General features: G+C 74.8%; 18 protein-coding genes and 2 tRNA genes. 5 read left to right on the top strand and 15 right to left on the bottom strand.

All coding sequences use genetic code 11. From position 1 onward, the window contains the following. Window positions 1–64: 64 nt before the first annotated feature. A complete protein-coding gene (locus tag J1G43_RS08025; protein ID WP_307859518.1) occupies window positions 65–1348 on the top strand; it encodes a PLP-dependent transferase in 1284 nt (427 codons plus the stop codon). Window positions 1349–1355: 7 nt separating this feature from the next. Here the strand turns inward: J1G43_RS08025 and J1G43_RS08020 are convergent, their stop codons facing one another. From J1G43_RS08020 to leuC, 5 genes are all read right to left on the bottom strand, one after another. Next, window positions 1356–2399 (bottom strand): NAD(P)H-dependent glycerol-3-phosphate dehydrogenase, encoded by a 1044-nt coding sequence (locus J1G43_RS08020; RefSeq protein ID WP_307859517.1) that lies wholly within the window; start codon window positions 2397–2399, stop codon window positions 1356–1358. Then, window positions 2396–3130: a 1-acyl-sn-glycerol-3-phosphate acyltransferase gene (locus tag J1G43_RS08015; protein WP_207370620.1), complete on the bottom strand. Its 735-nt coding sequence runs from the start codon at window positions 3128–3130 to the stop codon at window positions 2396–2398. The genes J1G43_RS08020 and J1G43_RS08015 overlap by 4 nt, the downstream gene beginning before the upstream one ends. Window positions 3131–3177: 47 nt before the next feature. Continuing rightward, complete coding sequence (gene murA / locus J1G43_RS08010; RefSeq protein WP_207370621.1) at window positions 3178–4509, bottom strand: UDP-N-acetylglucosamine 1-carboxyvinyltransferase; 1332 nt, start codon at window positions 4507–4509, stop codon at window positions 3178–3180. A gap of 147 nt (window positions 4510–4656) precedes the next feature. After that, on the bottom strand, window positions 4657–5325 hold the full coding sequence (leuD, locus tag J1G43_RS08005) for a 3-isopropylmalate dehydratase small subunit (protein WP_207340983.1): 669 nt from the start codon (window positions 5323–5325) through the stop codon (window positions 4657–4659). A 31-nt stretch (window positions 5326–5356) separates the two neighbouring features. Then, complete coding sequence (gene leuC / locus J1G43_RS08000) at window positions 5357–6820, bottom strand: 3-isopropylmalate dehydratase large subunit (protein ID WP_207370622.1); 1464 nt, start codon at window positions 6818–6820, stop codon at window positions 5357–5359. A 118-nt stretch (window positions 6821–6938) separates the two neighbouring features. Here leuC and J1G43_RS07995 point away from each other — a divergent pair, with 118 nt between their 5' ends. Further along, a complete protein-coding gene (locus J1G43_RS07995) occupies window positions 6939–7658 on the top strand; it encodes an IclR family transcriptional regulator (RefSeq protein WP_089799806.1) in 720 nt (239 codons plus the stop codon). Between the two features lie 179 nt (window positions 7659–7837). On the opposite strand, the gene J1G43_RS07990 is transcribed toward J1G43_RS07995, so the two are convergent. The 5 genes from J1G43_RS07990 to J1G43_RS07970 all read right to left on the bottom strand — a co-directional run bounded on the left by J1G43_RS07990 (window position 7838) and on the right by J1G43_RS07970 (window position 10667). Next, window positions 7838–7910 (bottom strand) — tRNA-Glu (locus tag J1G43_RS07990). A 142-nt stretch (window positions 7911–8052) separates the two neighbouring features. After that, window positions 8053–8124 (bottom strand) — tRNA-Gln (locus tag J1G43_RS07985). 156 nt (window positions 8125–8280) lie between these two features. Further along, entirely contained in the window at window positions 8281–8739 is a 459-nt protein-coding gene (locus tag J1G43_RS07980) for a hypothetical protein (protein WP_207340981.1), read from the bottom strand. Window positions 8740–8761: 22 nt separating this feature from the next. Then, a complete protein-coding gene (locus tag J1G43_RS07975) occupies window positions 8762–9991 on the bottom strand; it encodes a hypothetical protein (protein WP_307859516.1) in 1230 nt (409 codons plus the stop codon). Between the two features lie 13 nt (window positions 9992–10004). Continuing rightward, entirely contained in the window at window positions 10005–10667 is a 663-nt protein-coding gene (locus J1G43_RS07970; RefSeq protein ID WP_207370624.1) for a hypothetical protein, read from the bottom strand. A gap of 133 nt (window positions 10668–10800) precedes the next feature. Between J1G43_RS07970 and J1G43_RS07965 the strand changes: the two genes are divergently transcribed. Further along, window positions 10801–11022 carry a helix-turn-helix domain-containing protein gene (locus J1G43_RS07965; protein WP_207340978.1) on the top strand — a complete coding sequence of 74 codons (222 nt, stop codon included), beginning with the start codon at window positions 10801–10803 and terminating at the stop codon, window positions 11020–11022. 88 nt (window positions 11023–11110) lie between these two features. Here J1G43_RS07965 and J1G43_RS07960 read toward each other — a convergent pair whose 3' ends face one another. Continuing rightward, window positions 11111–11662: a hypothetical protein gene (locus tag J1G43_RS07960; protein ID WP_207370625.1), complete on the bottom strand. Its 552-nt coding sequence runs from the start codon at window positions 11660–11662 to the stop codon at window positions 11111–11113. Between the two features lie 103 nt (window positions 11663–11765). Here J1G43_RS07960 and J1G43_RS07955 point away from each other — a divergent pair, with 103 nt between their 5' ends. Both J1G43_RS07955 and J1G43_RS07950 read left to right on the top strand, forming a co-directional pair. Continuing rightward, window positions 11766–12578 (top strand): LysM peptidoglycan-binding domain-containing protein, encoded by an 813-nt coding sequence (locus tag J1G43_RS07955; protein WP_207370626.1) that lies wholly within the window; start codon window positions 11766–11768, stop codon window positions 12576–12578. Further along, window positions 12575–13231 carry an Rv3235 family protein gene (locus J1G43_RS07950; RefSeq protein ID WP_207370627.1) on the top strand — a complete coding sequence of 219 codons (657 nt, stop codon included), beginning with the start codon at window positions 12575–12577 and terminating at the stop codon, window positions 13229–13231. Before J1G43_RS07955 ends, J1G43_RS07950 begins: the two co-directional genes overlap by 4 nt. 3 nt (window positions 13232–13234) lie before the next feature. On the opposite strand, the gene secA is transcribed toward J1G43_RS07950, so the two are convergent. From secA to J1G43_RS07930, 4 genes are all read right to left on the bottom strand, one after another. Next, window positions 13235–16057: a preprotein translocase subunit SecA gene (gene secA / locus J1G43_RS07945; protein WP_207340974.1), complete on the bottom strand. Its 2823-nt coding sequence runs from the start codon at window positions 16055–16057 to the stop codon at window positions 13235–13237. 121 nt (window positions 16058–16178) lie between these two features. After that, window positions 16179–17462 carry a winged helix-turn-helix domain-containing protein gene (locus tag J1G43_RS07940; RefSeq protein WP_207370628.1) on the bottom strand — a complete coding sequence of 428 codons (1284 nt, stop codon included), beginning with the start codon at window positions 17460–17462 and terminating at the stop codon, window positions 16179–16181. A 444-nt stretch (window positions 17463–17906) separates the two neighbouring features. Next, a complete protein-coding gene (hpf, locus tag J1G43_RS07935) occupies window positions 17907–18542 on the bottom strand; it encodes a ribosome hibernation-promoting factor, HPF/YfiA family (protein WP_207378312.1) in 636 nt (211 codons plus the stop codon). Window positions 18543–18699: 157 nt separating this feature from the next. Beyond that, window positions 18700–19533 carry a ComF family protein gene (locus J1G43_RS07930; RefSeq protein WP_207378311.1) on the bottom strand — a complete coding sequence of 278 codons (834 nt, stop codon included), beginning with the start codon at window positions 19531–19533 and terminating at the stop codon, window positions 18700–18702. Window positions 19534–19541 lie beyond the last annotated feature (8 nt).

Genomic DNA, 19541 nt, shown 5'->3' with positions numbered 1-19541 from the left:
CCCTACCCTCCCGCGCTGCGGTCGGGGACCCGCGCGGCACCCCCGCCGGGCGTAGCCTGCCCCGGTGACCACGCCGGTGCCCGACGCCCCCGCCCCGCGACCCGACGGCCGCCCCGCGGCCCCCTCGCCGCGCACCCTCGCGGTCAGCGCCGGCCGCCCTGCACGCACGCCCGGTGCGGCGCTCAACCCGGCGGTGGTGCTCACCTCGACGTTCGTCTCGCAGGGCGCGCCCGCCGCGGGCGAGCACGTGTACGGCCGCATCGGCACCCCGGCGTGGGAGCCGTTCGAGGAGGCGCTGGCGGTGCTCGAGCGCACCGACCACCCGGCGACGGGGCGCGCGGTCACGGGCCCGCCCGCCACTGTGTACGCGTCCGGCATGGCGGCCGTCGACGCCGCCCTCTCGCTCGTGCCGGTGGGCGGGCGCGTGGTGGTGCCGCGCCACGCGTACCAGGTGACGCTCGTGCTGCTGGGCGAGCTCGCCGGGCGCGGCCTGCTGCGGGTGGAGCCCGTCGACGTGGCCGACACGGACGCGGTGGTCGCCGCCGTACGGGGCGGTGCGGACGGTCCCGCCGACCTGCTGTGGCTCGAGTCGCCCACCAACCCCATGCTCGAGGTCGCGGACCTGCCGGCGCTGGTGGCGGCAGCGCACGAGGTCGGGGCGCTCGTGGCCGTCGACAGCACCTTCGCCACCCCCCTGCTGCAGCGCCCGCTGGCGCACGGCGCGGACGTCGTCGTGCACTCGGTCACCAAGTACCTCGCGGGCCACTCCGACGTCGTGCTGGGCGCCACCGTCACCGACGACCCGGAGCTGCACGCCCGCCTGGTTGCCCACCGCACCACGCGCGGCGCGATCGCGGGCCCGTTCGAGGTGTGGCTGGCGCTGCGCGGCCTGCGCACGCTCGCGCTGCGCGTCGAGCGCGCCCAGCAGAACGCGGCCGAGCTGGCGCGGCGGCTCGCCGCGCACGCGCACGTCGTCGAGGTGCGCTACCCGGGCCTGCCCGACGATCCGGGCCACCTGCGCGCGGCCGCGCAGATGGACGGGTTCGGGGCGATCCTCGGTGTGCGTCCCGTCGGCGGCGCCGGCGGCGCCGACGCCCTGGTCGCGGCGGTACGGCTGTGGGTGCCGGCCACCAGCCTGGGTGGGGTGGAGTCGACGCTGGAGCGCCGCCGCCGCTTCGCCACCGAGTCGCCCACGGTGCCGGACGACCTGGTCCGGCTGTCGGTCGGGATCGAGGACGTCGAGGACCTGTGGGCGGACCTCGACGCCGCGCTGGCCGCGGCAGCGCGGACCCGCAGCGCGGCCACGCGCACGGGCACAGCGGCACCGCAGCCGGGCGGAGCCGGCTGACGTCCCGTCAGGGCACGCGGGTCGCGTCGGGTCGGACGCCCTCGGCCTTGTGCGGGCGTGCGAGCAGCAGCCCGGCCAGCTCGTCGACGGGCAGGTTCTCGTGCAGCACCTGCACGACGGCCGACGTGATGGGCATCTCCACGCCGAGGGACGTGGCGAGCTCCAGCACCGAGCGGCAGGACTTCACACCCTCGGCCGTCCCACCCGTGGCGACGACCGCCTCGTCGAGGCGCATCCCCCGCCCGATGTGCACGCCCAGCGTGTGGTTGCGCGAGTCCGGGGACGCGCAGGTCGCCATGAGGTCACCCATCCCGGCCAGGCCGGGGAACGTCTCGGCGTCGGCACCGAGCGCCAGCCCCAGGCGGGTGATCTCGACCAGGCCCCTCGTGATGACCGTGGCCATGGTGTTGAAGCCCATGCCCCGCCCCTGCGAGATGCCGACGGCCAGCGCGATGACGTTCTTCACCGCGCCGCACAGCTCGACCCCCACGACGTCGGGGTTGGTGTACGGGCGGAAGTAGGACGACGCGCACGCCCGCGCCACGAGGGCAGCCGTGTCGGGGCTCGTGGACGCCACGACGGTGGCCGTCGGCTGGCGCAGGGCGATCTCCCGCGCGAGGTTCGGCCCGGACAGCACCGCGACACGGTCGGCGGCGATGCCCAGGCTCTCCGCGACGACCTCGCTCATCCGCTGGTCGGTCTCCAGCTCGACGCCCTTCATGAGCGACACCAGCACGGTATGGCCGGGCACCGCGTCGGCCAGGGGCGCGAGCACGGCACGGGCGCGCTGCGACGGCACGGCGACCGCCACCACGTCGGCGTCGGCCACCGCCGCGCGTGCGTCCTGCGTCGCGGTGACCGCGGCGGGCAGCTCCACGCCCGGCAGGTACCGGGAGTTGCGGCGGTCGCGTGCGATCTCGTCCACCGTGGCCGCGTCGCGCCCCCAGACGGTGACGTCGCACCCTGCGTCGGCCATGACGGCGGCGAAGGTCGTGCCCCAGCTCCCCGACCCGAGGACGGCGGCCCGCAGCGGACCGGTCGGCCGCGTCACGGTGCCGTCCCGTCCTCGGCCGTGCGTCGCCGGCGCACGTCGTACCGCTCCGCCGGCGCGTGCTCCCCGCGGATCCCCTCGAGCAGCACGGTGATGGCCGTCATGATGCGCTCGGTCGCCTCACGCAGCGTCGCGGTGTCCTGCGGCCGGTCGTAGAGGTCGGACAGCTCGACGGGGGGCCCGGCGACGATCGTGACCTTCTTGCGCGGCACGGGGTGCGGGACCTTGCCGTACCGCGCGAGGAGGTCCTGCGGACCCCACTGCGCGACGGGCACGACGGGCGCCCGCGTCGTCAGCGCGAGGCGCGCGGCGCCCGTCCGTCCGGCCATCGGCCACAGGTCGGGGTCACGCGTGAGGGTGCCCTCGGGGAACACCGCCACGCACTCCCCCTGCCGCACCGCCTCGACGGCAGCCCGCAGCGAGTCGCCCGCCGCCGCGGTGTCACGGTGCACCGGGATCTGACCCGTCGCGCGCAGCACGGCCCCCACGACGGGGACCCGGAACAGCGAGGCCTTGGCCAGCACACGCGGGACGTGCCCGTTGTCCCACAGGTAGTGGGCGAACGTGAGCGGGTCGGCCTCCGTCATGTGGTTGGCGACCGCGACGAACCCGCCCTCGGTCGGCAGGTGCTCGGCACCGTGCCAGTCGGGGCGGGTCGTCGCGAACATCAACGGGCGCACGATGCGTGCGACGTTGCGGTAGGCGAGGTTGGAACGCGACGGCGACGGCACGGGACCCGATCGTAGCCGCGCCGCAGGGTGCCGCGGTCCGCGCTGCGTCAGCGTCGCGTGTCGGGTTCGCGGCTGAACGTCGCGCCCAGGGCCTCGAGCTTGTCGGCGAAGTGCTCGTAGCCGCGGTCGATGAGGCTGATGCCCCGCACCGCGGACGTGCCCTTGGCGGTCAGCGCCGCGATGAGGTGGCTGAAGCCGCCACGCAGGTCCGGCACCTCGATCTCGGCCGCCGACAGCGGCGTGGGCCCGGAGATGACGGCCGAGTGGTAGAAGTTGCGCTGGCCGAAGCGGCAGGGCCGCCCGCCCAGGCACTCCTTGTAGACCTGGATCGTCGCGCCCATGCCCAGCAGGGCGTCGACGAACCCGAACCGGTTCTCGTACACCGTCTCGTGGACGATCGACAGGCCGCGCGCCTGCGTCAGGGCGATGACCAGCGGCTGCTGCCAGTCCGTCATGAACCCCGGGTGCACGTCCGTCTCGAGCTGGATCGACCGCAGGTCGCCGCCCGGGTGGAAGAACCGGATGCCCTCGTCGTCGATCGCGAACTCCCCGCCGACCTTGCGGAAGGTGTTGAGGAACGTCGTCATCTCCGGCTGGGTCGCCCCGCGGACGTAGACGTCCCCGCCGGTGGCCAGCGCCGCCGAGGCCCACGACGCGGCCTCGATGCGGTCGGACAGGGCGGTGTGCCGGAACCCGACCAGCCGGTCGACACCCTCGATGCGGATCACCCGGTCGGTGTCCACGGAGATGATCGCGCCCATCTTCTGCAGCACGTTGATCAGGTCCATGATCTCGGGCTCGATCGCGGCGTTCGACAGCTCGGTGATGCCCTCGGCACGCACGGCCGTCAGCAGCAGCTGCTCGGTGGCGCCGACGCTCGGGTACGGCAGCGCGATCTTGGTGCCCTGCAGGCGGTGCGGGGCACGGATGCGGATGCCGTTGTCGGTCTTGTCCACGACCGCGCCGAACTGCCGCAGGATGTCGAGGTGGTAGTTGATCGGCCGGTCGCCGATGCGGCAGCCGCCCAGGTCCGGGATGAACGCCTCCCCCAGGCGGTGCAGCAGGGGGCCGCAGAACAGGATCGGGATACGGCTGGACCCGGCGTGGGCGTCGATGTCGGCGACGTGCGCCGACTCGACGTCCGTCGGGTCCAGGCTGATCGTGCCGGCGTCGTCGTCGATCTCGACCGTCACACCGTGCAGCCGCAGCAGCCCCGAGACGACGGCGACGTCCCGGATCTGGGGGACGTTGCGCAGCTCGCTCGGCGTCTCGCCCAGCAGGGCGGCCACCATCGCCTTCGACACGAAGTTCTTGGCTCCGCGGACGGTGATCTCGCCGCGCAACGGGTTGCCACCCTCGACGTACAGCAGGTCGCTCATGCCCATATCGTCCCCCACCCGACGGGATGTGCGCGTCATCCGGGCCCGGCTGCGCGTGGTTCTCGCAGAACCCTCACAAGGCGGCGGGGCGGGAGCACGGCCGGTGCCGCACCCCCGCCCCCGTCGAGCCGGCGGGTCGGGACGTCGTCAGACGCCGCGGGTCGGTCCGAGGTCGAGCGTCACCACCGGCCGCGCCGGGCGCACCGGGACCGGCGGCAGGTGCTTCGCGGGGAGCGTGGCCGGGCGCCACGACTCGCGACGCTGCTCGAACGCCGTGATCTCGTCGGCGTGCTGCAGCGTCAGACCGATGTCGTCCAGCCCCTCCATGAGGCGCCAGCGCGTGTAGTCGTCGACCTGGAACGGCACCACGATGTCGTCGCAGACGACCGTGCGCGCCCCGAGGTCGACCGTCACCTCGGTGCCGGGCCGCGTCTCGAGGACCTTCCAGAGCAGCTCCACGTCCTCCTGCGCGACCTGGGCCGCCAGCAGGCCCTGCTTGCCGGAGTTGCCGCGGAAGATGTCGGCGAACCGCGGCGAGATCACGACACGGAAGCCGTAGTCCTTCAGCGCCCACACGGCGTGCTCGCGCGACGAGCCGGTCCCGAAGTCGGGGCCGGCGACGAGGACGGAGCCGGACCGGTAGGCGTCCTGGTTGAGCACGAACGCGGGGTCGCCGCGCCACGCCGCGAACAGCGCGTCCTCGAAGCCTGTGCGCGTGACCCGCTTGAGGTACACGGCGGGGATGATCTGGTCGGTGTCGACGTTGCTGCGCCGCAGCGGGACGCCGACCCCGGTGTGCCGGGTGAACTTCTCCATGATGGGCCTGCCTGTCGGGGTCTCGGGGGCGTCAGACGGTCTGCAGCGCGTCGTCGGTGTGCAGCGGGCTGCCGTCGGGGACCTCGACGTCGGGGCCGAGGTCGGCGACCGAGGACAGCGTCCCGCGGATCGCGGTGGCCGCCGCGACGAGCGGCGAGACCAGGTGGGTGCGCCCGCCCTTGCCCTGACGGCCCTCGAAGTTGCGGTTGGACGTGGACGCCGAGCGCTCCTGCGGGGCGAGCTGGTCGGGGTTCATGCCCAGGCACATCGAGCAGCCGGCGTTGCGCCACTCGGCACCGAAGTCGAGGAAGATCCGGTCGAGGCCCTCCGCCTCGGCCTGCAGACGCACGCGCGCGGAGGCGGGCACCACCAGGACGCGCACGTCGTCGGCCTTCTTGCGGTCCTTCACCAGCTTGGCGACGGCGCGCAGGTCCTCGATGCGCCCGTTGGTGCACGACCCGATGAAGACGGTGTCCACCTTGATCTCGCGCAGCGGCTGACCGGGCGTCAGGCCCATGTACTCGATGGCACGCTCGGCGGCGACACGCTCGTTGGCGTCGGCGATCTGCTCCGGGACCGGCACGTTGCCCGACAGGGGCAGGCCCTGGCCGGGGTTGGTGCCCCAGGTGACGAACGGCTCCAGGTCGGCCGCCTCGAGCACGACCTCGGCGTCGAAGACGGCGTCGTCGTCGGTGCGCAGGGTGCGCCAGTACTCGACGGCCGCGTCCCAGTCGGCACCCTCGGGCGCGTGCGGACGGCCCTTGAGGTACTCGAAGGTGGTCTCGTCGGGCGCGATCATGCCGGCGCGCGCGCCGGCCTCGATCGACATGTTGCAGATGGTCATCCGCCCCTCCATCGAGAGGTTGCGGATCGCCTCGCCCCGGTACTCCAGGACGTAGCCCTGACCGCCGCCGGTGCCGATCTTGGCGATGATCGCCAGGATGATGTCCTTGGCGCTGGCGCCGATCGGCAGTGCGCCGTTGACGGTGATCGCCATGGTCTTGAACGGGGCGAGGGGCAGCGTCTGGGTGGCCAGGACGTGCTCGACCTCGCTCGTGCCGATGCCGAACGCGAGGGCGCCGAAGGCCCCGTGCGTCGAGGTGTGCGAGTCGCCGCAGACGACCGTGAGCCCCGGCTGCGTCAGCCCGAGCTGCGGGCCGACCTGGTGGACGATGCCCTGGTCGGCGTCGCCGAGCGAGTGGATCCGTACGCCGAACTCGGCGACGTTGGCACGCAGCGTCTCGATCTGCGTCCGGCTCGTCACGTCGGCGATGGGCCGGTCGATGTCGAGGGTGGGCGTGTTGTGGTCCTCGGTGGCCAGCGTGAGGTCCGGGCGGCGCACCGGCCTGCCCGCGAGCCGCAGCCCCTCGAAGGCCTGCGGGCTCGTGACCTCGTGCACGAGGTGCAGGTCGATGTACAGCAGGTCAGGGGCACCGTCCGTGCCGCGGCGCACGACGTGCGCGTCCCAGACCTTCTCCGCCAGCGTGCCGGCCATGTTCGCAGTTCCTCTCGTCCGGGCAGGGGCCTCCCGGGTCACCGGGCCGACGGCTCTGGGCCGCGGGTCTCGTGGCCCCCGGCTTGCATCTCAGCCTTCGAGACGCCAATATCGACCTATGGACAACTCTAGCGGAGTCGGCGTCCTGGACAAGGCCGCGTCGGTGCTGAGCGCCCTGGAGGCCGGACCCGCGACCCTCGCACAGCTGGTCGCCGCCACCCATCTTGCCCGCCCGACGGCCCATCGCCTTGCAGTCGCGCTCGAGCACCACCGCCTCGTGGCGCGTGACCTGCAGGGCCGCTTCGTGCTCGGCCCGCGCCTGTCGGAGCTGGCGACAGCCGCCGGCGAGGACCGGCTGCTGGCCGCCGCGGGGCCCGTGCTGGCGCTGCTGCGGGACCACACCGGGGAGAGCGCCCAGCTGTACCGCCGCCAGGGCGACCAGCGGATCTGCGTGGCGGCGGCCGAGCGCCCGATCGGGTTGCGCGACTCGATCCCGGTGGGCGCGACGCTGACCATGCAGGCCGGGTCCGCGGCGCAGGTGCTGCTGGCGTGGGAGGAGCCGGACCGGCTGCACCGGGGCCTGCAGGGCTCGAAGTTCACCGCCACCATCCTGTCCGGGGTGCGTCGTCGCGGCTGGGCGCAGTCGGTCTCCGAGCGCGAGGTCGGCGTCGCCTCGGTCTCCGCGCCGGTCCGCGGCCCGTCGGGGCGCGTGGTGGCCGCCGTGTCCGTCTCCGGGCCGCTCGAGCGGCTGTCCCGGCAGCCGGGCCGGCTGCACGCCTCCGCGGTGGTCTCGGCGGCCAACCGGCTGACCGAGGTGCTGCGCCGCACCGCCGACTGACCTCCCCGACCACGAGCCCGGGCCCGATCGGCGACGCCGACGGGCTCGGGCTCCCTCGTCCCCGGGCTCCCTCGTCGCACCGACGGTGACGGACGTCACGGTCCGTGGCGGCCCCGGCGTCCAGACGGCACCACGGCACGAAGAAGGCCCGGTCACCGTGGTGACCGGGCCTTCGACCGTACCCCCGACCGGATTCGAACCGGCGCTACCGCCGTGAGAGGGCGGCGTGCTAGGCCGCTACACAACGGGGGCCTTGCTCACGAACCCGTAGGCCGTGTGCCGAGTGGATACTGTACCCGACGTCCGCCGCGAGCCGAAATCCGCGACGTCCGGCGGCCCGCCGTCAGGCGGACGCATCCGTGCTGGTCAACGGGCTGACGCCCGATGAGCAACGCTGGGGTACCAGGACTCGAACCTAGACTAACTGAACCAGAATCAGTCGTGCTGCCAATTACACCATACCCCAAGGGCTGTGACCGGGACGATGACCCGTGCACAGCACCAGCGGCGCGCGGCTCACTGCCCCGCACCGACCGGGAACATTACCCGAGCCGGGGCCCGCCGGTCCAACCGGCCCTGCGTGGCGCAGGTCACGGTCGCGCGACGGGGGCGCCCGTCGAGCTCAGGCGACCGGGATGTCCGCGATCTCCGTGACGTCGTACCAGAGCAGGTCACGCTCGTCGAGGCGCTCGAGGGCCGCCTCGTCCCCCGACGCTGCGGCCGCGACGTCCGGGACGGCCTCCGGCTCGTCGACGTGCACGCTCACGACCTGGGCGAGGGTGACGTCGCACACCACCTCCACGGCGGAGGGCACCGCAGCGTCCTGCGGCGTGCGGACGCAGGTGTCGGGGACGTCGGCGGCGACCACGACGCGCAGCCGCGGGGCGTCCGGGCGTCCGGCCAGCAACGCGACGGACCCGTCGCCGGCACCGGCCTGCGCCGCGTACTCCCACCCCTCCTCGTCCTCGTCCGGCCACAGGGCGCGCAGCGCCGAGGTGACGGCATGCCCCGCTCGTGGTCCGGGCAGGGCCGGGGAGGGCTGCTGCAGCTCGTCGAGGGTCACGGGCAGGTAGACGCGCACGGGCCCAGTGTGCCGTCCCGGCTCACCCCACCGCGACGGGCGCGCCCGGCGCGTCCGCGGGCAGGCCGGCCGCGATCTCGGCCGCCAGTGCCGCCAGGCTGCGACGCGCCGGCGAGCCGGGCGCCACCTCCCGCAGGACACGCCCCTCCAGCAGCGCCGTGTCGGCGGCCTGACGGTCCTCCGGCACGAGCACCACGTCCTCGACGCCCGCGTACCGGGCCAGCGCCGCGGCGACCGCCTCCCCCGGACGCGCGCCGGCCACGGTCGGTCGTATGCGGTTCGCGACGACACGGCGCCTGCCGGCCAGGCCGCGGTCCGCTGCCTCGGCCAGCGCCCGCACGAGCCGCTGGACCCCCACCGGGTCCGACGCGCCGACGACCACGACGAGGTCCGCCTGCTCGAGCGCGGTGATCGTGGCGGCGTTCCGCGCCGGCGCGCGCGTGTCGTAGCTGAGCATCTCGTCCTGCTCCAGGCAGAAGCCGGTGTCGAGGACCGTGACCTCGGCGAGAGCCCGCGCCTGGGACAGCACCGGCTCGAGGGAGCTGGCGGGCAGCTCGGGCCAGCGGTCCGCGCGCGAGATGCCGGACAGCAGGCGCAGGCCCGGCAGGACGACCGGCGCGAGCCGGGCGAGCGTCCCGAGGTCCAGCGCCCCCTGGCCGACCGCCCGGGCCGCGGCGGCCAGGCCGGGCGCCTCGTCGAGCACCCCCAGCACCTGAGCGACCACCCCGCCGTACGTGTCCGCGTCCACGAGCAGCGTCGACCGGCCGAGGCCTGCCAGCTCGGCGGCCAGGTTGACCGCGACGAACGTGCGGCCGGGGGCGCCGGTGGGCCCCCAGACGGCGACGGTCGCACCGCGGCGCGTGGGCGGGGCCGACCGGGGCACCGCCTGCCGGGGCGGGCCGTCGTCGAGGACGGCCAGCGCCTCGTTCACGACGTCCGGCACCTCCCCGTCGGCCGCCACGTCCAGGACGACGTCGGCGCCGTGCGCGGTCAACCGCTCGGCGAGCCACGGACGCGCCGGGTCGGCCAGGCCGACGACGCGGACGCCGCACCGGTGCAGCACGGCGACGGCCTCCCTGTCGAGCCGGTCCAGGTCGGCGGACACCACCGCCAGCCCGCCGAGTCCTGCCTCCGCCGCGGCGAGCAGCTCGGTGAGGTCGGCGCACCGCCGCGTCACCGACAGCCGCCCGCCCGACCCCTCCACGGCCTGCACGACCGCCGACTCGGCGGCACCCTGCACCGCGCACAGCACCCCGACGCCCACCTCAGCCGCCCGGGACGGGGACGACGTCGACGCGGCCACCGCCGGCGAGCGCGCCGAGCACGGTCGGCAGGTCGTCCACGGGGACCAGGACGTGGGCGGTGCGCGCACCGCCGCTCGCGAACGCACCGTCCGGTGCGCTCAGCTCCGCCACGGTGAGGTCCGTCGCCAGCGGAGCGGGTTCCGTCGTGCCCGCCTCGGAGGCACCGGTCCCGCCGTGCTCGGGCGTGAACCAGAGGTCGACGCGCGACCCGGCGACCAGGCCGCTCGACGGCGGGCCCGCCAGGGCGACCGGCACCGCACGCACCTGCAGGTCGGCAGCGGCACCGACGGCTCCCAGCGGCACCAGCTCACCGGCGCCGACGGACCGCACCACGACGGCACCGTCCGGCAGCGGCCGATCGGCCCGCAGGTACCCGTCCACGCGGTCCGCGAGCCGCACGTCCGCCACGACGAGGGCCGCGGACGACAGCGCAGCACCCGGGACGAGCACGTCCCGGGCGACGTACACCTGCACCGTCCGCTGCGCGGAGGTCACCGCCCAGCTGCCGAGCACCACCGAGGCGGCGATGAGCGCGACGCCGACGAGCAGCCTCGGGTCACGCCACCCGGGGCGGCGCAGCCGCGTCGCCGCCGGGGCGGGCAGGTCGAGCACGGTGGTGTCCACGGCAACTCCTGATCAGCGGTGACGGGGTGGGAGGGCTGCACGAGTGTGGCCCGACCGGCAGGGGCGCGGGCAGGGGGTCGACGGCACCTGTGGACAACGGTCCGCGCGAGGTCGGCCGTGCGAGACTGCGGGAATGGCACCGAGGTTCCTGACGCTCGCCGACGTCTCCGAGATCCTCAACGTCTCGGCCCCGCAGGCGTACGCGCTCGTGCGTTCGGGCGAGCTGCCCGCGATCCAGATCGGCGGGCGGCTCCAGTGGCGCGTCGAGTCGGCCGAGCTGGAGCGGTACATCGAGCGCATGTACGCCGAGACCCGGGCTCGCAACACCCCCGCGACGTCGGACGGGCAGGCCTGACGCACCGGGGCTGACCCGGCCTCGCCGCAGCCGGATCGCCGCACGTCGCGCACGCCCGCCGGGACCACGCCGACGGCGCCGGCTCGCATCACCGCGACACCACCGCCTGCAGCACGCTGAACGGCACGCAGACGGCCCGTGCGGGCCCCGTCGCGGGCATGAGGTCCAGGTGGTCGGCCCCGACGCGCTCGAGGCGTCCGGCGAGCACGGCACCCCGGACGTGCACGGTCACGGTCGCACGGTCGCGCGCCAGTGCACGCAACGCGTGGCCGAGCCCGAGCGCCGACTCGCTGCGGCCCGCGGGCGGCGCCACGTGCGGCCCGAGCCCTTCGACCGCACCCAGCGCCGCCACGACGACCAGGGCGGTCCGGCCGGTGCCGAGCGCGAGCAGGAGCCACTGCGCCGCCGCGTCGACCACCTCACCCTCGAAGGTCCCGGCGTCGGTCGTGACGACCCGCAGGTGGCGCCCCGTCGACGCACGCAGCCGGTCCGCCAGCCCCACCCGCGCACGCTCGGCGCGGGTCAGCTCCGCGACGTCCCACCGCGCGTCGGCGGCGTTGCCGGCGGCGAGCTGGGCCTCCAGGTCGGCGAACAGCCGCTCCCACCGGCCCGCGGCCGCCGCCTCGTCGCCCCTGGTCACGGATCGGACCTTACTGGACAAGTCGGGCCGTTCTCGACTACATCTATCCGTACCAGCCGACATCAAACACGATCAAACTGCATCAACGAGGAGAATCGTGCCGTTGCCCCCGACACCCCCGCCGCCCCGCGGCCCCTCCCCGGGTCGTGCCGCGGCGAGCCTGATCCTGCTCGGCACCGGTGCGACGTCCGCAGCCGTGCTCCTCCTCGCCTGGGCCGTCACCCAGGTCGGGTCGACGCAGGTGTGGCGCGTCGAGGCGGTCGTCGGTCCCGCCGTCGTGGTGAGCGGTGCGCTCGCCGCCGCCTGGCTCGGGGTGTCCGCGCTGCTCGCCGCCGTGTGCGCCGTGGCCCGGACCGCCGGCCGCGCGTGGCAGGCGGGTGAGGCCGTGATCCACCGGTGGGCACCGGGGCTCGTGCGCCGCGTCCTGACGGTGGCGGTGGCGGCGGCGGTGGGCCTCGGGAGCGCGGTCGGGGCCCAGGGCGCCGGCTCCCCCGCTGACAGCCCGGTGGTCACGGTCGACCTCGGGTGGTCGCCCACCGCGACCGGCGGCCACCTCGTCGCGGACGTCCCGCCGTCCGGCCCGACGGACACCGCGCCGCCCTCGCCGACGACGACCGGGCCCCCGTCGAGCGCCGCGCTGCGGGAGGTCGCCGCGCCGGTCGCCGCGCCGGTCACCGAGGAGGACCCGCAGGCCGCGGTGACGCCTGCGCCCCGGGAGGAGGTCGTCGTGGTCCGGGCGGGCGACACCCTGTGGGGCATCGCGGCACGCACGCTCGGGCCCCACGCGTCCGACGCCGCCGTCGCCGACGAGTGGCCGCGGTGGTACGCGGCGAACGCCGCGACCATCGGCCCGGACCCCGACGTCCTGCAGCCCGGACAGATCCTGACCGTGCCGACCCCCGGGAGCCCGCGATGACCACGCTCGACCACGACGACGTCACCGGGGCGGCGTTCGAGGACGTCCTCACCGCGATCACCGCAGCGGGACGCGGGGCGCACCCGACGGCGACGCAGCCGGCCCCGGCGGCGCCGACGTCCCCGCACCCACCCGGTCGCACCGGCAGCCCCGCTCACGCGACGGGACGGCCGCGCCTGAGGCTCGTCCCGGCCGCGGCCGCACCGCCGGCGCGGCGCGCTGCGGAGCTCTCACCCCCGCCCACGCTGGTGGAGCGCCTGCACCGGCTCGCCGTGGCCGAGCAGACGCCAGCCGGTGACCTCCCGGACGACCGGGGCGCGGCACCCGCGACGGACCCCGGACGGTTCGCGCACGGGGTCGGGCTCGCGTGCGTCGAGGTCGTGCTGGCCCGCCGGGCGGCCGCTCAGCTGGCCCGCTGGGTGTCGCCGACGGTGCTCGAGACGCTGCAGCAGCGCGCCGCACTCGTGCGTCGTGCGGGTGTCCTCACCCACGCGCGGCGTCCGGCAGCCCGCCGGGTGCGGGTCTGCCCGGTCGACGACCACACGGTCGAGGCGTGCCTCGTGGTGGAGGACGGCGTGCGCGTGCGCGCGGTGGCACTCCGGCTGGAGTCCCACCGCGGCGCGTGGCGCGTCACGGCGCTGGAGATCGGCTGAGCGTCAGCGCCGGCGCTGCTTGGCCTGCTTGCGACGGTCGGCGCGGTTCGCCCCGCCCGACGCCGTCTCGGCGGGACGCGCGCCACCGGAACCGCCGTCCGCACGCGTGACCGTCGCACCGTCACCGTCCGCGGACGGCGCCGTGTACTGCAGCGGCGTGCGCTCGGCGGGGCCGTCGAGGCCCTTGGCGACGAGGCCCCCGGGGGCCGGCTCGCCGTCGGCCGCGGGGCCGTCGACGACCGGGCGGTCGGCTGTCGCCGAGGCCCCGGCGGAGGCCGCAGCAGAGGCCGCGGAGTCCGCGCTGACGACCGGCCCGTCCGTGGGCTGGGTGACCTGCACCTCGAGGTTGTAGAGGTACTGGACCGACTCCTCCTTGATGGCGTCGGTCATCGCCGTGAAGAGCTGGAAGCCCTCGCGCTGGTACTCGATGAGCGGGTCGCGCTGTGCCATCGCGCGCAGGCCGATGCCCTCCTTGAGGTAGTCCATCTCGTAGAGGTGCTCGCGCCACTTGCGGTCGAGGACCGAGAGGACGACGCGTCGCTCGAGCTGGCGCATGTTCGCCCCGCCGAGCTTCTCCTCACGCTCGGCGTAGACGTGCTCGGCGTCGGACAGGACCTCGCGGGTCAGCAGCTCGGCGGACAGGCGGGTGGGACCACCGGCCTCCTCCACGACCTCCTCGGGCGTGATCGAGATCGGGTACACGCCGCGCAGCACGGTCCACAGCGCCTCGAGGTCCCAGTCCTCCGGGCGGCCCTCGGCCGTCGCCAGGGCGATGTAGTCCGTCAGCACGTCGGTGCGGAAGTGCGTGATCTGCTCCTGCAGGTCCTCGCCCTCCAGCACGCGGCGCCGCTGGTCGTAGATGACCTCACGCTGCCGGGACATGACGTCGTCGTACTTCAGGACGTTCTTGCGGATCTCGAAGTTGCGGGCCTCGACCTGCGACTGCGCGGACTGGATGCCGCGGGTGACGATCTTGGACTCCAGCGGCATGTCCTCCGGGAACCCGGCACGCGTCATCATCGACTCGGCGAGGCCGGAGTTGAACAGGCGCATGAGGTCGTCCTGCATCGACAGGTAGAACCGGGACTCCCCCGGGTCGCCCTGGCGGCCCGACCGGCCGCGGAGCTGGTTGTCGATGCGGCGCGACTCGTGCCGCTCGGTGCCCAGCACGTACAGGCCACCCAGCTCGGTCACCTCGTCGTGCTCGGCGGAGACGGCGACCTTCGCCTTCTCCAGCACCTCGGGCCAGACGGCCTCGTACTCGTCCGCGTTCTCCGCCGGGTCGAGCCCGCGTGCGGCCATCTCGGCGACCGCCATGAACTCCGCGTTGCCACCGAGCATGATGTCGGTGCCGCGGCCGGCCATGTTGGTCGCCACCGTCACGGCACCCTTGCGACCGGCCTGCGCCACGATCGACGCCTCACGCGCGTGCTGCTTGGCGTTGAGCACCTCGTGCGGCACGCCCTGCTTCTTGAGCTTGGACGAGAGCAGCTCCGACTTCTCGACGCTGGTCGTGCCCACCAGGACCGGCTGACCCTTGGCGTGCCGCTCGACGATGTCGGTGACGACCGCGTCGAACTTGCCCTCCTCGGACTTGTAGACGAGGTCCTTCTGGTCGATGCGCAGCATCGGCCGGTTGGTCGGGATCGGCACGACGCCCAGCTTGTAGGTGCCCTGGAACTCGGCAGCCTCGGTCTCGGCGGTACCGGTCATGCCGGCGAGCTTGCCGTACAGGCGGAAGTAGTTCTGCAGCGTGATCGTGGCGAGCGTCTGGTTCTCCGCCTTGATCGCCACACCCTCCTTGGCCTCGATGGCCTGGTGCATGCCCTCGTTGTAGCGGCGTCCGGGGAGGATGCGACCGGTGTGCTCGTCGACGATGAGGACCTCGCCGTTCATCACGACGTAGTCCTTGTCGCGCTTGAAGAGCTCCTTGGCCTTGATGGCGTTGTTGAGGAACCCGATCAGCGGCGTGTTCAGCGACTCGTAGAGGTTGTCGATGCCGAGGTAGTCCTCGACGCGCGCGATGCCCGGCTCCAGGACGCCGACCGTGCGCTTCTTCTCGTCGACCTCGTAGTCGCGCTCCGGCTGCAGGCGCCGCACGACCTTGGCGAACTCCGCGTACCAGCGGTTGGTGTCGCCCGACGCGGGACCCGAGATGATCAGCGGCGTGCGCGCCTCGTCGATGAGGATCGAGTCGACCTCGTCGACGATGGCGAAGTGGTGGCCGCGCTGCACCAGGTCGTCGACGCTCCAGGCCATGTTGTCGCGCAGGTAGTCGAAGCCGAACTCGTTGTTGGTGCCGTACGTGATGTCGGCGGCGTACTGCTCGCGGCGCTGCGCCGGCGTCTGCTGCGACAGGATCGTCCCGGTGGTCAGGCCGAGGAACCGGTAGACGCGGCCCATGAGGTCGGCCTGGTAGCCCGCCAGGTAGTCGTTGACGGTGACGACGTGCACGCCCTTGCCCGACAGCGCGTTGAGGTACGCCGGCAGGGTGGCGACGAGCGTCTTGCCCTCACCGGTCTTCATCTCGGCGATGTTGCCGAGGTGGAGGGCTGCGCCGCCCATCAGCTGGACGTCGAAGTGCCGCTGACCCAGCGTGCGACGTGACGCCTCGCGGACCGCGGCGAACGCCTCGGGGAGCAGGTCGTCGAGCTTCTCGCCCTCGTCGAGGCGCGCCCGGAAGCGGTCGGTCTCCTCGCGCAGCTCGGCGTCGGACAACGCCGTGAAGCTGTCCTCCAGCGCGTTGACCTGGGCCGCGATGCCGGACAGCTTCTTGAGGATCCGCCCCTCGCCCAGCCGGAGGACCTTCTCGAGGATCGCCGTCACGCAACTCTCCCGACGTCGTTGGCGCCCGTCCGCTCGCAGCGTCGGGGCGGTGCGTGTCGCCCGACCGCGCGGCCGGGCCCGACCATCGTAGGCGAGCCGCAGGACCTGCGTGGCCGTCCGCTCAGGCCGCGGCCCCCGGGAGCTCGCGCCGCAGCGCCGCCACGAGGTCGCCCGCCGCCTCCGGACCGGCCGCCACGTCGGCCAGGCCCAGCCACTGCGCCGCCGTGCGCAGCTCGCACGCCAGCTCGTGCGCCACCTCGGCGTCCCCGGGCGCGCCCGCCGCGGGGTCCGCGGCCGCGCCGGGCGCCCGGTGCGCCGCGGCGACCTGCAGGACGCCCCCGCGTCGGTCCGCCTTGAGGTCGACGAGCGCCACCAGGCGCTCGCCCAGCAGGAAGGGCAGCACGTAGTACCCCCAGACCCGCGCCGCCGCCGGGACGTAGATCTCGAGGCGGTAGCGCAGCCCGAACAGGGTCTCGGTGCGCGTGCGCTCCCACACCAGGGGGTCGAAGGGACTGAGCAGCGCCCGCCCGTGGGCGCGCCGGGGAACGGTCGCGTCGCGGTGCCGGTACAGCGGACCGCGCCAGCCCTCGACGTCCACGGGTACGAGCACGCCCTCCTCCACGAGCTCCGCGACGGCGGCGGCCGTCGGCGCGGTGGCGGTCCGCCAGTGGTCGGCCAGGCAGCGCAGGCTCGCCACACCGTGCGCGCGCGCGGCGACCTCGACCAGCCGGCGGCGCGCCGTCGCCGGGTCCGGCGGGGGCGCTGCGAGCACCTCGGGCGGGAGCACGCGGTCCGGCAGGGCGTAGCGCCGCTCGAACTGCGCGTTGCGGCCGGAGGTCGTGAGCTCACCGACGAAGAACAGGTGCTCCAGGGCGCGCTTGGCGTCCGTCCACGACCACCCCCAGTCCCCGGAGCGACGTCCGTCGCCCCCGAGGAGGTCCTGCGCCTCGCGGGCCGTGACGGGGCCCACCTCGTCGACGATGCGACGGACGGCCGCCACCTCCGGCGAGCGGCCCACGGGCACGCCGTGCAACGTGTCGCCACGCCGCTCGATCCCGGCACGGTTGGCCGCGTGCTTGAAGGCCAGGTCCCGGAACGTGGTCGGCGGCACCAACGACGCCTCGTGCGCCCACGTCTCCACGAGGCGGCGCGGCGCGCGGCTCGTCGCACGGTCCAGCGCCGCCACGTCCCAGGGCCCTGTCCGGGAGTAGACGGGGACCAGGTGGGCCCGTGCCAGGACGTTGACGGAGTCCACCTGGAGCAGACCGAGCCGACCGACGACCTGCTGGAGCGCCCGTCCGCCGGGGACGGCACCCCGGGCTGCCCGCGGACGGTCCAGCCCGGAGGCGCGCAGCGCGAGGCGGCGCGCCTGCGAGCGTGTGAGGTGGTCGACGTCCGCAGCCATGGCGCCGATCCTGCCGCAGCCCTCCGACACACCCGCGCAGGCCCCGACACTTTCGACGTACGGCGCTCACCGGATCACGCCCGTCGCCGACGGATCGGCGGCGCCCTCGCCGCACCGGGCGGGCGGTAGGTGCGACCTCGTGCGGCGCTCCCGCTCGCCTCGGCCCACCCGGAACCGCTTCACCAGCAGAATGTCACCGAAAGTTCTCCGAAAATTCTCCGCCACTCTTGACGCGGGCAGCCGCTGCGGGCGACGGTCGTACTGCGGCCGACGCCCCCTCCCGGTGTCGCCGCCACCCGACTCCCGGTGCCGGACGGACCGCGCCGCCCGGCACCGGGACCGGGCGCAGTCGGCGCGCACGCCGGGCGGCTCCAGCACCCCTGCCGGACACGCCACGGGGCGGCGAGCCGGTCGGCCCGCCGCCCCGTCGTCGTCATCGCGGGCTCAGCCCGCCGCGCGCTCCGGTCCTGCGATCGACACCGGTGCGTCGAGCTTGATGACGCCGTAGCTCCAGCCGCGCCGGCGGTACACCACGGCGGGCTGGGCGGTCTCGGCGTCGACGAAGAGGTAGAAGTCGTGCCCCACGAGCTCCATCTCGTAGAGCGCGTCGTCGACCGTCATCGGCTCGGCGTGGTGCACCTTCTCGCGGATCAGCACCGGGGAGTCCCCGAGGGCGATCTCGACGACGCCGTCCTCCCCCGTCTCGGGAGCGGGCCGCGGCTCGGGCTCCGGCTCGGGCGGGCGCACGTCCACGGGCGCCAGCGGAGTGTGGTTGCGGTGGTCCTTGCGCCGGTCGCGCGCGCGGCGCAGCCGCTCGAGCAGACGACCGAGCGCGACGTCGAGCGCCGCGTACGGGTCGTCGGCGCACGCCTCCGCGCGGATGACCGGCCCCTTGTCGACCACGGTCAGCTCGACCCTCTCGCTGGAGTCGGCCTGACGCGGGTTCGGTTCGTGCGACACGAGGACGTCGACGCGCTGGGCGCGCGGGGCCAGCTGCTCGATCTTGGCGAGCTTGGACTCGGCGTGCGCGCGATACCGCGGGGACACCTCGGTGTGCCGGCCGGCAACCACGATCTCCATGTGGGCCTCCTGAGAGGTCAGGGGCGGGCGTGGCCCGCCCGGACGGGACGAACTTCAGCTGCCCCTCCACGGGGCGGGCACCATCACCTCCTCCACCGCGCGCCCTCCGTCGGACTGCTGCAGGAGAGCCGTCGCGGCGTCGTTCCCAGGCACCACGCTAACCCTCCTCGGCGCCCCGACGCGAAACGCCGCGGCCCGGCGGTGCGACATCCGCCACACCCACGCCCCCGGGTTGCGGGGTGGCCGCGAGGACACCGGCGGCCGCTGGGCGCGCACCCGCGGCGACGAGCGCGCCGTGGCACGCGGCGAGGGTCGCGCCCGTGGTCAGGACGTCGTCGACGAGCACGACGACGCGACCGCGCAGGCGTGCCACGGCACCGACCCGGACGCGCCCGCGCAGTGCGTCACCGCGAGCGCGGGCACCCAGGCCGGCCAGGTCGGGGCCCCCCGCCCGGCGCAGCGGGCGTGCCCGCACAGCCGGGACGCCGCCGCTCCGCAGACCCGCCGCGACCGCCGCGGCGAGCACGTCGACCGGGTCCCGGCCACGACGTCGGCGCGCCTGCGCCGTGGACGGCACCGCCACCACGAGCACCGGTCCCACGCCGCCCGTCACCGGCCGGAGCCGGGGCGCCAGGGCCACGCCCGTGCGGCGGGCCGCCGCGGCGAACGGACGGTCGAGATCGGTCCGCCCGCCGTCCTTCCACGCCGCGACGCCGTGACGCAGCGGCCCGGTGTACGTGCCGGGGCCCAGCACCGGGAGCAGCGTGCGGCCGTCCAGCAGGTCGAGCCGCCCGGCGCCGTGGTCACGCCCCAGGACAGGCCCGTCGAGGGTGGTCGCGCACCGTCCGCACCACCGTTCGTCGACACGCCCGCAGCCCGCGCACGCGACCGGCACGACCAGCCCCACCACGTCGCGGCCGGCGGCCGCCACCAGGGCGTGCAGGCGGCGGCGCCGTGACGGCACCGCCGCGCCCTCCGGATCCCTCGACACCCCGGGAG

Origin of the sequence: Cellulomonas sp. zg-ZUI22 (assembly GCF_017353535.1) — a bacterium.
GTDB classification, from domain to species: Bacteria; Actinomycetota; Actinomycetes; order Actinomycetales; family Cellulomonadaceae; genus Cellulomonas; species Cellulomonas wangleii.
This window is presented reverse-complemented; position numbering and strand designations above follow the sequence as displayed.

Excerpts from the sequence above, each read along its gene's own strand:
- J1G43_RS07940 (WP_207370628.1), bottom strand. The coding sequence starts at position 17,462 with ATGGCTGCGGACGTCGACCACCTCACACGCTCGCAGGCGCGCCGCCTC.
- J1G43_RS07950 (WP_207370627.1), top strand. The coding sequence starts at position 12,575 with ATGACCACGCTCGACCACGACGACGTCACCGGGGCGGCGTTCGAGGAC.
- murA (WP_207370621.1), bottom strand. The coding sequence starts at position 4,509 with ATGAGCGACCTGCTGTACGTCGAGGGTGGCAACCCGTTGCGCGGCGAG.
- leuD (WP_207340983.1), bottom strand. The coding sequence starts at position 5,325 with ATGGAGAAGTTCACCCGGCACACCGGGGTCGGCGTCCCGCTGCGGCGC.
- J1G43_RS07995 (WP_089799806.1), top strand. The coding sequence starts at position 6,939 with ATGGACAACTCTAGCGGAGTCGGCGTCCTGGACAAGGCCGCGTCGGTG.
- leuC (WP_207370622.1), bottom strand. The coding sequence starts at position 6,820 with ATGGCCGGCACGCTGGCGGAGAAGGTCTGGGACGCGCACGTCGTGCGC.
- hpf (WP_207378312.1), bottom strand. The coding sequence starts at position 18,542 with ATGGAGATCGTGGTTGCCGGCCGGCACACCGAGGTGTCCCCGCGGTAT.
- J1G43_RS07965 (WP_207340978.1), top strand. The coding sequence starts at position 10,801 with ATGGCACCGAGGTTCCTGACGCTCGCCGACGTCTCCGAGATCCTCAAC.